This is a genomic window from Nocardia sp. NPDC004568, from assembly GCF_040609955.1.
In the GTDB taxonomy this organism is placed as follows: domain Bacteria; phylum Actinomycetota; class Actinomycetes; order Mycobacteriales; family Mycobacteriaceae; genus Nocardia.
In genome coordinates, this window is sequence record NZ_JBEXLL010000078.1 from 19853 (window position 1) to 31308 (window position 11456).

General features: G+C 70.3%; 9 protein-coding genes. 2 read left to right on the forward strand and 7 right to left on the reverse strand.

The features are described from left to right. Window positions 1-479: 479 nt before the first annotated feature. From ABZV91_RS27040 to ABZV91_RS27065, 6 genes are read right to left on the reverse strand one after another with little or no spacing between them, the layout of a single operon-like run. Entirely contained in the window at window positions 480-1850 is a 1371-nt protein-coding gene (locus tag ABZV91_RS27040; protein WP_355247341.1) for an AMP-binding protein, read from the reverse strand. Next, the gene (locus ABZV91_RS27045; protein ID WP_355247344.1) at window positions 1843-2445 is read right to left on the reverse strand and encodes an energy-coupling factor transporter transmembrane protein EcfT; all 603 of its coding nucleotides are present in this window, start codon (window positions 2443-2445) and stop codon (window positions 1843-1845) included. Before ABZV91_RS27045 ends, ABZV91_RS27040 begins: the two co-directional genes overlap by 8 nt. Next, window positions 2442-3122, reverse strand: coding sequence for an ABC transporter ATP-binding protein (locus ABZV91_RS27050; RefSeq protein WP_355247347.1), 681 nt, complete (start codon window positions 3120-3122; stop codon window positions 2442-2444). The genes ABZV91_RS27045 and ABZV91_RS27050 overlap by 4 nt, the downstream gene beginning before the upstream one ends. Then, window positions 3119-4246 (reverse strand): thiolase family protein, encoded by a 1128-nt coding sequence (locus tag ABZV91_RS27055; protein ID WP_355247350.1) that lies wholly within the window; start codon window positions 4244-4246, stop codon window positions 3119-3121. The genes ABZV91_RS27050 and ABZV91_RS27055 overlap by 4 nt, the downstream gene beginning before the upstream one ends. Further along, window positions 4243-5364, reverse strand: coding sequence for an AMP-binding protein (locus ABZV91_RS27060; protein ID WP_355247353.1), 1122 nt, complete (start codon window positions 5362-5364; stop codon window positions 4243-4245). Before ABZV91_RS27060 ends, ABZV91_RS27055 begins: the two co-directional genes overlap by 4 nt. Further along, window positions 5357-5941 (reverse strand): biotin transporter BioY, encoded by a 585-nt coding sequence (locus ABZV91_RS27065; protein ID WP_355247356.1) that lies wholly within the window; start codon window positions 5939-5941, stop codon window positions 5357-5359. The genes ABZV91_RS27060 and ABZV91_RS27065 overlap by 8 nt, the downstream gene beginning before the upstream one ends. A 222-nt stretch (window positions 5942-6163) precedes the next feature. On the opposite strand from ABZV91_RS27065, the gene ABZV91_RS27070 reads away from it, so the two are divergent. Further along, a complete protein-coding gene (locus ABZV91_RS27070) occupies window positions 6164-8509 on the forward strand; it encodes a molybdopterin-dependent oxidoreductase (protein WP_355247360.1) in 2346 nt (781 codons plus the stop codon). 291 nt (window positions 8510-8800) lie between these two features. Here the strand turns inward: ABZV91_RS27070 and ABZV91_RS27075 are convergent, their stop codons facing one another. Further along, the gene (locus ABZV91_RS27075) at window positions 8801-9901 is read right to left on the reverse strand and encodes a CapA family protein (protein WP_355247363.1); all 1101 of its coding nucleotides are present in this window, start codon (window positions 9899-9901) and stop codon (window positions 8801-8803) included. 638 nt (window positions 9902-10539) lie between these two features. On the opposite strand from ABZV91_RS27075, the gene ABZV91_RS27080 reads away from it, so the two are divergent. Beyond that, window positions 10540-10944: a hypothetical protein gene (locus ABZV91_RS27080; RefSeq protein WP_355247366.1), complete on the forward strand. Its 405-nt coding sequence runs from the start codon at window positions 10540-10542 to the stop codon at window positions 10942-10944. Window positions 10945-11456: the final 512 nt, after the last annotated feature.

The following is an 11456-nucleotide window of genomic DNA, read 5'->3' on the forward strand; positions in this document are numbered from 1 at the left end:
GATGAAAACCCGTGCGGGACAGCTGATCGAAGTTTGTGAGCGGCGAGCGGGCGAACTCTTCCGAGGCACCCTCACCACCGGGTCCGTGGCGTCCCGTCGGGGTGAGATGCCACAGTCCGGCTCCACATATAGTAAAGAACTAACCAAACTCCGCACTAGAGGTAGCGAAACGAAAATGACAATCGCTACCCAATCGATACGTGTCATTGGACCGGGGAAGTGCGGCGTCCCGAAGCCACCATCCGGTGACCGACCGCCGACGCCTGCGACCCGGTACCGGACAGGGCCGACCATATCGGACAGGATCGCACGCTGACCAGGGGAAACACAATATTTACCCCGCGCTCACCCGGCCGAAGCGCCGTGGCCGCGACCCGGGGGGCTCCGGCGTCGGGGCCGGCCCGGTCGCGACCCTGGGCGGCTCCGCCGCGCTCCCGGGTGGATGCCGCACCCACCGCGGCGCGGGCACCGTCGCGGTGTCAGCCGAACAGCGCGATGAGCGCGGCGCGGTCGACTTTGCCCCGGGGCGTTCGCGGCAGCCGATCCACCACCCGGATCCGATCCGGCATGCTCGGGGCCGGCAGCACCGCCCGCAGCCGCCGCCGGATCTCCTCGGGGCCGGGCGCGTCGCCGGTGACCACGACCGCGGCCACCGGCACCTGACCCCAGCGCGCGTCGGAGAGTCCGACGCAGGCGGCCTCGCTGACCCCGGGGATCGCCGTCAGCGCGGCCTCGACGGCCGCCGGTTCCACGTTCAGGCCGCCCCGGATGAGCATTTCGCCGTCGCGACCGAAAAGCCGTAGCCTGTTCCCCGCCAGCGCTCCTCGATCGCCGACCGAGAACCAGCCGTCGACCGGACCGTCCACCACACCGTCCTCGGACAGGTAGCCGCTGAAGACCATATCGCTGCGCACATGAACGAGACCGTCGCGGATCTCCACCTCGACTCCGTCGAACAGCTCCCCCGCCGCACTGTCGTCGATCTCGCCCAGGCCGCGATCGAACGAGACGAAGCTCAGTTCCGAGGCCCCGTAGAAATGGGTGAGCGCGGCATTCGGCAGCACCTCCCGCAAGGCCGCGCGACCCGGCCGCGGCCAGCGCGCCGCCGAGGAGAGCACCTCACGCACGCCGGCGACCGGTCCCCACCCCGAACGGACCACGTCCCAGGCGATGGCGGGTACCGAGTACAGGTGGGTGGGCTCATCGGCCAGCGCCGCGGTGACCGGTCGCAGGTCGACCGTCGCGCCGCGGGTCAGCGCGTGCAGCGCGCCGTAGAGGAAATGCGTGTGATCCAGTACGCCCGGCGTCGCGACCCGGTCTCCGGCCGCGATATCGAAGGTCATATCGGAACGGTCCAGGGTCGCCGCCCACGATCGCTGGTCCCGGACGAACAGTTTGGGTTCACCGGTGGTGCCCGACGTGATTCCCACCAGTAGTTCGCTTCCGGGTTCCGCGCGCCCGCGGGGCCCATCCGATTCCAGTTCCGCCGCGGTGCGGATCGGGCCCGTCCAGCCCAGCCGGCGCAGCAGCCGGTGCCGGCCGGCGGCGGCGCACACCTGCGCGGGACGGGACAGCGTCAGGACCCGGTCCAGCTGCCGCGGCAGCAGATGACGGTGCAGCAGCACCACACCGACCCCGGCGTACATCGCCGCCGCCACGGTGACCAGGGAGCCGATATCGGACGTGGGCAGGACCGCCACCCGGTGCGCGCCGGTCAGGCCCGCGGCGGTCCGGGTGACCCGCTCCAGGAAATCGCCGTAGGTGGCCTGTTCGCGGGCGGCGACGACGGCGGTCGCCCCCGGATTCCGGGAGGCCTGCCGCGCGATCCGCTCGGCCAGCAGCTCAGTCATCGTCGACTCCGCGGGCGGCCAGCGCGTCACCCATCGCGTCGGCGGTGCGCAGCGCCCGGACCAGCACCGGAGTGGCCAGGGCGGTCACCGACCACTGCAGTCCCCGCGCGCGCCGCGCGTCGGCCACCTCGCGGACTATCTCGGCCAGCAGCGGCACACAGCGGATCGCCAAGGCCAGCAGCAGGCCGATACGGTCGGGGTCGACACCGAGACGGCGCAGTGGGCGGAGTCCCCGGGTGACGGCGTCCAGCATCTCGGTGACCCGGGTCGTCAGGGTCACCAGCGCGGCGAGCGCGACCGAGATCAGCAGCAGCCCGCACACCACGGTGGCGCGCGCGGGCGAGGTCGTCAGGACCTGGACCACCGCGATGAGCGCCAGCATCCACACCACCGGCCGTAGCTGGGCCAGCGCCACCCGCCACGGGATCCGGGCGAGCGCGAACAGCGCGGCGACGGCGAGCGCGACAACCCCGGCCTGCGCGGGGGTCCGTACGAGAACGGTCGCCGCCACGATGATCACGAGCAGCGACAGCAGTTTCACACCGGCGGGCATCCGGTGCAGCAGCGAGCGGCCGGGAAGATACAGCCCGATCACTCGATCAACTCCCGGTAGGCGGGGACGGCCGCGGCGGGAGTGCCGTCGAAGACCACGGCGCCCTCGTCGACGACGATCACCCGTTCGAAACTGTCCAGCAGGCCGAGCTGATGGGTCACCACGATCACCTGCTGGTCCACCGAATCGAGCGCCGCGGCCACGGCACGCGCGTTGCGCAGATCCAGCAGGGTGGTCGGCTCGTCGGCCACGATCACCTCCGGGCGCCGGATGAGGACGGCGCCCAGTGCCAGCAACTGCTTCTGCCCGCCGGAGAGCAGATGGGACGGATGTTCGGCGTGCGCCGCGAGACCGAAACGGTCCAGCATCTCGGCCACCCGCCCGGCGATCTCGGCTCTGCTCAGGCCGGTGCGCCGCAGCGAGAACGCCAGATCCTCGGCGACCGTCGGCATGACGATCTGGGAATCGGGGTCGGTGAACACGAACCCCACCTTGCGCCGGACCCGCGCACCCTTCTTCACGGCGTCGAGACCGTCCACGGTCACGGTGCCCGAGGTCGGGGCCAGCAGACCGTTGATCATCCGGGCCAGTGTCGATTTCCCGGATCCGTTGGCGCCGATGATGCCGACCCGCCGCTCGGTGATCCGCAGATCCACCTCGCGCAGGACCCGGCGCTCACCGTAGCGGTGACTCACCGCGTCGAAGACGATCTCGCTCATCGCATCTTCTCCACGAGTACGGCGATTCCCTGACCGCCGCCGATGGCACAGGCCGCCAGTCCCAGGGCGGGCCCGTCCGGCCGGAGCATCTGGCTCGCCAGCCGCACCAGCAGGACCGCGCCCGAGGCGCCCCAGGGATGGCCCATGGCGATCGCGCCCCCTTCCGGGCAGAGAATCGTTTCGTCCAGGCCCAGTTCGTCGGCCACGGCCAGCACCACCGAGGCGAAGGCCTCGGTGATCTCCACGATGCCGAGATCGGACACCGAGTGGCCGGTGCGGCGCAACACCTTGTGGATCGCCGGTACCGGCCCCAGCCCGGGCAGCGCGGGATCCGAACCACTCACCGCCGAACCGAGAATCCGCAGGGCGGGCAACCCGGCCGCACGCGTCTCATTCGTCACGGCCAGCACGGCGGCACCGTCGGAGATCCCGCAGGAGTTGCCCGCGGTCGCCGTGCCACCGGCGCCGAAGCTGGGCCGCAACCGGGACAGCCGCTGCGCGGTCATCCCCGGCCGGATGCGCTGGTCCCGGCTCACCCCGGCGACGGACACCAGCTCCGCGCCGAAATCGGTGGCGGCGGCGCGGGCATGGGAGCGAGCGGCATAGTCGTCCTGCCGCTCCCGGCCGATACCGCGGCGGCGGGCGAGATCGTCGGCGGCGACGCCCATATCCGGGTCCGGAAAACCCTCGGGCGCGAAGGGCGCGCGGGTATAGCGCACCGGTTCCCGTTCCGGCTCCGGCGGCCAGAACCGCCACGGCGCGGTACTCGCCGATTCGACACCGCCGGCGAGGATCAACCCGTCCGCGCCGCTGCGCACCCGCAGCGCGGCCTGCATCACCGCGTCCAGCCCGGAACCGCACTGCCGGTCGACGGTGACGCCGGGTACCTGCGTCCCGAGTCCGGCGCGCAGCGCCGCGACCCGGGCCGGGTCCCCGCCGGGGCCCAGACAGTTGCCCAGCACCACATCGTCGATCTCGTCGTCCACCCCGGCCGCGCGCAACTCCCCGGCCACGGCCCGCAGGACCGGGGCCGCCAGATCGGTCACGGTCAGTCCGGCGAACGCGTGCCCGGCCGTGCCGATCGGGGTGCGCCGGGCGGCGACCAGAACAGGAACAGCACTCACGCCAGCAAGTCTTTCAATCGGCCGCGGGCGACCTTCCCGGCGGTCGTGGTGGGGAGTTCACCGACCCGCACCCAGCGCCGTGGCACCGCTTCCCGGCTCAACAGCCCGCGCGCCCGCCGCCGCACCTCCTCGATCGCGATACCGTTTAATTGCACTGCTGCCGTGACGGTTTCGCCGAACACCGCGTGCTCCGAACCGATCACCGCGGCCGCCACCACACCGTCGATACCGCCGAGTACCCGCTCCACATCCTCGGCGACGACGGTGGTGCCACCGACATTGATCACCGCCTCGCCCCGGCCCCGGACCGCGATCTCCCGGTTGTCCCCGAGGACGGCCAGATCGCCGACACCGAACCATTCGGGCGCTCCGAGCACCGTGTAGGGCGACCGGACGTAGAGCAACCCGTCGCGGATCTCCGCGTCCACCTCGTCGAGCAACCGCAGCGGTTCCGGCACCCGCCGGGCGGCGACCAGCGAGACCTCGGAGGAGCCGTAGTACTCGACGACACGCAGATGGCGCGCGGCCGCGAGCGCGCCGGGGTCGGCCGCGATACCGGCGACGACGGCGGTGCGCAGTTCGGGCGCGGTCCGCACGACCTCGCGCAGTACCGCCGGGACAGCGTGCACGGTGGTGGCCTGCCGCGGGTCGTCGGTGACGCAGGCCCCGCACCACAGCGCGTGCAGGGCCCCGAACAGATGCATCGTCGCGTGCAGCGGCCCGGTGAGCAGCACCCGGTCGGCGGCGGTGACTCCGGTGAGCGCGGTGAAGGCCGGAAAACTGTCGTACCAGGAGGCGGCCGTGCGGGCCAGCGGCCGCGGCCGCCCGGTCGACCCCGAGGTGGCGACCAGCAGGAACGCCTCGGCCGGCCATTCGGTGCGGTGGGGGCGCGTGGCAGGGTCCTCCACGGCGACCGGGACACCGCACCGCGCGGCGGCGCAGACGCAGATCAGCGCTTCGGCGACCGGGAGGGTGGACGCGTCGTATCCACGCGGGCCCGGCGCGTGCCCGTCGATCCAGCGGTCGACCGCCCGATCGAGTTCGGCGTAGCTGTACCGCTGTCCGCCGAGATCGAGCGCGGGCGCGTCGCCGGTACCGCCGAGTTCCGGGCTAGGCACGGATCAACCCGGGGTAGGCGCGGTGCACGCCTTTGGCCACCATCGTCGCGACCACCACCTTCAGCAGATCGCCGGGCAGATACACGCCGTTCGAGGTGATCGCCGGCCACAGCGTGATATCGGTGCGCAGCAGCAGTCCGAGGGTCCCGAAGAAGTAGATCACCACGATCCCGCCGGCCGCGTTGATCAACAGCGCGGGCAGTACCGGGTACTTCGGCACGATCCGGGCCGTGAGCAACCCGATGAACAGCGTCGCCGGGATCCAACCGACCAGATAGCCGGCGCTCGGGCCGGCCAGCGCGGTCAGCCCGGTGCGGCCGCCCGACAGCAGCGGCAGCCCGATGACGGTCAGGGCGATGAAGACCGCCACGGCGGCCGTACCCTTGCGCGGTCCCAGCACCGCCCCGGCCAAGATGACACCGAGGGTCTGCACGGTGATCGGCACACCGCTGATTCCGACCGTGATGGCACCCGGCAGGCCGAGTGCGGCGATCAACGCGGCGAACACCGCGATCTGTGCCATATCGCGTGCGGTGATACCCGGCCGCGACTTCCGCTCGTCGTCGATACCGCTCACCGGAAACCTCCACCACACCATGACTTGAACGACGTTCAAGATAGCAATCGCCGGGCGGCCCGCCGACAGGTCCCCCACGGTGGTCACCCGCCTCGCCGGGCCGGGCCCGCTCGGAGTCCGGATCCCGCAGCTCTCCCACCCCACGACCGGCTCCGGACGACGACCCGGTCGTACGGTGATCGATGACCCAGAACCCAGTACACCCCCGCTCGAAGGACAACGATGACGCAGCCGCTCCCGACCGCGACACACTGGGGCAACTTCCTGATCGACCGCACCGGCGACGGCGAACTCCGCGTCACCCCCGCCGGGACAGACCCCGACCCCTCGCCGATCGGCCGCTCACTCACTGCCACGCACGACCCCGATCACCGGATCGCCCGGCCCGCCGTCCGGCTGGGCTACTACCGGGACCGCGAGCACAGCGACACCTCGGGCCGGGGCCGCGAACCGTTCGTGGAGGTCGACTGGGACGAGGCGCTGGATATCGCCGCCGGCGCCCTGCGATCCACCCGGGAACGCGCGGGCAACCGCGCGATCTACGGTGGGTCCTACGGGTGGGCCAGCGCCGGCCGGTTCCACCACGCCCAGGGGCAGATCCACCGCTTCCTCCGCATGTTCGGCGGCTACACCGCCTCGGTGGACACCTATTCGTTCGCCGCCGCGGAGGTCACCATCCCGCATGTGCTCGGGATGAACGCCTACCACGCGGCCCGGCAGTCCCCCACCACAGCGGAGATCGCGCGACACTGTGCCCGCATCGTCTTCTTCGGCGGCGGCGCGGCCCGGAACGCGCAGGTCAACCCGGGTAGCTTCGGTGCCCACGGCTATCGCGACCATCTCGCGGCCCTCCGCGCCGCCGGTGTCGACACCATCAATATCGGCCCCGTCCGCGACGACCTCGAGCCGGTGCTCGCCGCCCGCTGGATCCCGTGCCGGCCGGGTAGCGATGTGGCGATCATGCTGGCCCTGGTGCACACACTCCTGACCGAGGATCTGCACGACCGGGCCTTCCTGCACCGCTACACCGTCGGTTTCGACCGTTTCGCCGACTATGTGACAGGGCGCGCGGACGGCGAACCGAAGTCCCCGGAATGGGCGGCCGCGCTGTCGGAGGTACCCGCCGCCGAGATCCGGGAGTTGGCCCGGTTGCTGGCCCGGGAACGCTGCGTGATCGGGCTGCCCTACGCCCTGCAGCGCGCCGAACACGGGGAACAGACCTACTGGGCCGCCTGGGCACTGGCCGCCGCCCTCGGCCATATCGGCCTGCCCGGCGGTGGCGTTCTCATGGGTACCGGCAGCGGAATGACCAACGGGATGCAGCGGCGTCACCTGCCGTTCGAGATCGCCGCCCTGCCGCAGCCGCCGAATCCCGTCGCCGACGTGGTTCCGGTGGCGCGGCTCACCGATATGCTGGAACGCCCCGGCGAGACCGTCGCCTACAACGGCCGCGTCCTCACCTATCCGCCCATCGACCTCATCTATTGGGCCGGCGGCAATCCGTTCCACCACCATCAGGACCTCAACCGGCTGCGCCGCGCCTGGACCCGGCCGCGGACGGTCGTCGTCCACGAGATCGGCTGGACCGCCACCGCGCGTCTCGCCGATATCGTGCTGCCCTGCACCGCCGCCCAGGAGCGGGAGGATTTCGCCGCCGCCCGGGTCGATCACTGGATCTCCCCCATGCGCGCGGTCCTGCCGCCCTACCGGGAGGCGCGCGACGATTACGCGATCTTCGCCGCCCTCGCCGACCGGCTGGGTTTCGGCGCGCGCTTCACCGAGGGCCGCACCGCGCGGCAGTGGGTGGAACATCTGTGGCAGACCACCGCCGACAACGCGGCCGCCACCGACATCACCCTCCCCGCCTACAGCGAATTCCGGTCCGGCGCGCCGATCGACCTGCGCCCTCGGCTTCCCGAAAGCCGCCACGCGCTCGAACGTTTCCGTGACGACCCGGACCGCTATCCGCTCGGCACACCGTCGGGCCGGATCGAGATCTTCTCCCGCACCGTCGCGGACTTCGGCTGTTCCGACTGCCCCGGTCACCCCGCCTGGTTCCCCGCCCGGGAATGGCTCGGCAGCCCTCGCGCGCAATGCTTCCCGCTACACCTGCTCTCCCACCAGCCCGCCACCCGCCTGCACAGCCAGCTCGACTATGGCGCCACCAGCCGGGAATCCAAGATCCGCGACCGCGAACCCCTGCGTATGCACCCCACCGACGCCGCCGCCCGCGCCCTGCGCGACGGCGATATCGTCCGCGTCTTCAACGATCGCGGCGCTCTTCTCGCGGGTCTCCGGCTCACCGACGCGGTCCGGCCCGGCGTCGTGCACATGGCCACCGGCGCCTGGTACGACCCGCTGGACCCGGCCGATCCGGAATCGCTGGACGTCCACGGCAACCCGAACACCGTCACCCGCGATATCGGCACCAGTTCGCTGGCCCAGGGGCCGGCGGCCAACAGCTGCCTGGTCCAGGTCGAACGCTACGCGGGCAACCTCCCGCCCTTGCGCATCCACCGGCCTCCAGAGCTGATCCCGGCCCGACGGCTCGGCACCCGCCCGGCGTGATCAGCGCACGGCCTATCCACCGTGATCCGCTGCGCGGAATCCGAACGAAGCGCGTGAACTCGCAGCGGAGAACTTCCGGAGCGACGAGGCGACCTACCAGCACGAAACCGGCGCCAACATCCTCGTCACGCCAACCGCAGTGGTCACGTCGTGGCTGCGTTGATCGACGACCCGGCCGAGGGCGGCGACTTGCCTTCACGCCACTTCCGCCACTTCGAGACCTACTCGAAGTGGAAATCAACGCTCGACGACCGACCTCCCCCGTTCACGTTCCATCCGGTCTTTCGAGCGTCACGTCGCCGGGCAGGCAGTCAGCAGGTCGTCGGGCCCGATCTCGACCCGGGTGCCGAAGTGGTGGCTGATCTCGGCGAGCCGAATCCGGAGCCATTGCGTCTCCGATCGCCCCGGGCGTTCGAGCCGCATGCGACGGACCCGCAAAGGCAGCATTCGCAGCATGGCCGAACCCCCGGGATCGAGCGTGACGAGATACAGCAGCCGCAGATCGGGCCGGTAGGACTCGTGGCCGCCGATCCCCTCGTAATCGTCGATCACATCACCGCATCCGTACAGGATCGGCCTGCCCCGGTGGATCTCGATCGGCCGGGGATGGTGCGCGGAATGGCCGTGCACGATATCGATACCGGCATCGATCAGGCGGTGCGCGAACTGCCGCTCGCTCAGACCGATTCCATATCCCCAGTTGGATCCCCAATGGACCGAGACGATCGTGAGGTCACCGTCACGCCGGTGGGCCGCCAGGTGCGCCGCGATCTCGTCGGCGTGCCGCACCGAGGGATGGTCGATGCGCCGGACACCGGCCCGGCCGGGGGCAGCCGCCCAATCCGGTGGTACACCACTGGACCGGGTCGATACGGACGCGATCAGGACCCGGCGTCCGTCCGGCAGAGGCACCGCGGCGGGCCGCTGCGCTGCGGTCAGGTCGGCGCCCGCGCCCACGGCTAGGATGTCCGCGCCGGCCAGTGCGTCGAGGGTGTCCAGCAATCCGCCGATACCGAAATCCAGGGCATGGTTGTTGCTCAACGCACAGACGTCGGGGGCGAACGCGGTGAGCGCCGGCAGATTGCCGGGCTGCATCCGATAGTGGATAGCCTTGCCGGGGGCGAAGCAACCATCCGCGGTGATCGCGGTTTCCAGGTTGATCAGGCGCACCTCGGGCTCCAGGTCGGCCACCAGACCCGGCACCTCACCCCACACCCAGTCGTAGCCGCAGGGCCGCGGCACCGCGCCGTGTGCCCACTCGGCCAGTTCGACGTAGCGCCGGGCATCCCGGACCCACGGCTCCCGCAGTTCCGGAGCTCCCGGCCGCGGCAGGATCTGGTCCACGCCGCGACCCAGCATCACATCACCACCGAGCAGTACCGTGACCGTCATCGCGACGCCGTCCGGTCCGGCACAGGTTCGGCCCGGCCACACACTCCCTCGGCCCGGCACGTCCCCGAACAGACAACGAGCCACGCCGAGGCGATCCCGCGAACCTTCGGGTCCGCCCCGAAACCCATACATGAACGCTATCACCAAAACTATTGCGAATGCATGCCCGAATATGCATATCGGGTGTAGGCAAGTAGGCCAAGCAGTGTCCCGGTGGTGAGCGAGGACGCGCGACCGGCCACCGTCGATGGCGCCCGGCCAGGTCCACCCGGTCCTTCATCAGCATCGGAACAGCTCCCGGCCACCGCCGCTCTCGGACATCCCGCAATTCCCAGGCAGTCCGTCCAGCTCGCGGCCCGTTCGGACGCCGGCCACAGTGGCCGTTACGGCACTCGGTGTAGGAAACTACGAATCAGGCCGACCATTTCGTCGAGATCGGTTTCGAGCAGCCAATGACCGCCGCGCAGCAGATGAAGCTCGGTGTCGGGGTGGTCACGATGGTAGGCGTGTGCGGCGCGGCCGGGCATATAACCGTCCTGCGGCCCAGACGAACAACAAGCGCAACTGGGACCACACACGAGTGTTGTTCATCGGTCCGGGCCGTGTCGTGCAGATCCGCCAGGCATCTGCATGGCCGGATGCATAAACGGCTGGCGATTTCGCCTGTATGCGCGACATCCGCGAGCGTGGAAAATGGATCTACTCCCCTGCCTGCTCGGACAATCGTCAAGTCCGGCAACGCGATTACACAGGAAGGTGCGCGATTGACGGCGGAATCGGATGCCATCGCCCGTGTACGTGAGTACGTACAGGATCGGGGGCTGGACATGACCGGCTATTCGCTGTCGCAGATGCAGGCCGATCGGCCCGATGTGGGGTGGATGGCTTATGTGCCGGTTTCACACGGCGAGATCGCGGTCGGTCGGGCGACCTGCCCTGTCGCCGATGCCGGTGTCGTGGTGCACTCGTCGTCGATCGCTGTCCCGAGCTACGCACCCGGATTCGAGAAACGCCATCGGCGACGTCGGGGTTCGCCCGCCTGACGTGGTCCGGCGTGCGTTTTGGGGTCTTTCTACCGAGGACGATGCAGGGTGCGCGGAACCGACCACACCGTATCCGGCGGCGGACCGGGCGTCGTCCCGGTCCTCGCTCGCACGCACGGTGGAAGACACCGAAGGACCACACCGGTCGAGGCGGAACGCTGTCGGCGCGGTTCGTGCCTACATTCTGGGTCGGGGTTGGGATACGACCGGGTACCCGTTGTCGCGGTTGACCGCGGAGCGGGTCGAGGTGGGTTGGCGGGTGTGGGCTCCGGTGTCTGCGGGGGAGATTGCTTTGGATCGGGCGGTGTTTTATATCGCCGACGATGGTGTGGTGGAGCGTTCGTCGACGGCGGTGGCTGCGTCGGAGTATGTGGCTGGTTTTGTGCGGCGGTTCCGGGACCGTCGGGGAGTGTCGGTCTGACCGTGTTTGATCGGGTTGAAGGCCGGTATCGCTGATGACGGAGGCGTTGGAGTGGCTGGGTGAGTTGGGCCCGTTGCAGACTCTGATTTTC

Coding starts and splice junctions, on each gene's coding strand:
- ABZV91_RS27080 (WP_355247366.1), top strand. CDS start 10,540: ATGCATAAACGGCTGGCGATTTCGCCTGTATGCGCGACATCCGCGAGC.
- ABZV91_RS27075 (WP_355247363.1), bottom strand. CDS start 9,901: ATGACGGTCACGGTACTGCTCGGTGGTGATGTGATGCTGGGTCGCGGC.
- ABZV91_RS27070 (WP_355247360.1), top strand. CDS start 6,164: ATGACGCAGCCGCTCCCGACCGCGACACACTGGGGCAACTTCCTGATC.
- ABZV91_RS27050 (WP_355247347.1), bottom strand. CDS start 3,122: ATGAGCGAGATCGTCTTCGACGCGGTGAGTCACCGCTACGGTGAGCGC.
- ABZV91_RS27040 (WP_355247341.1), bottom strand. CDS start 1,850: ATGACTGAGCTGCTGGCCGAGCGGATCGCGCGGCAGGCCTCCCGGAAT.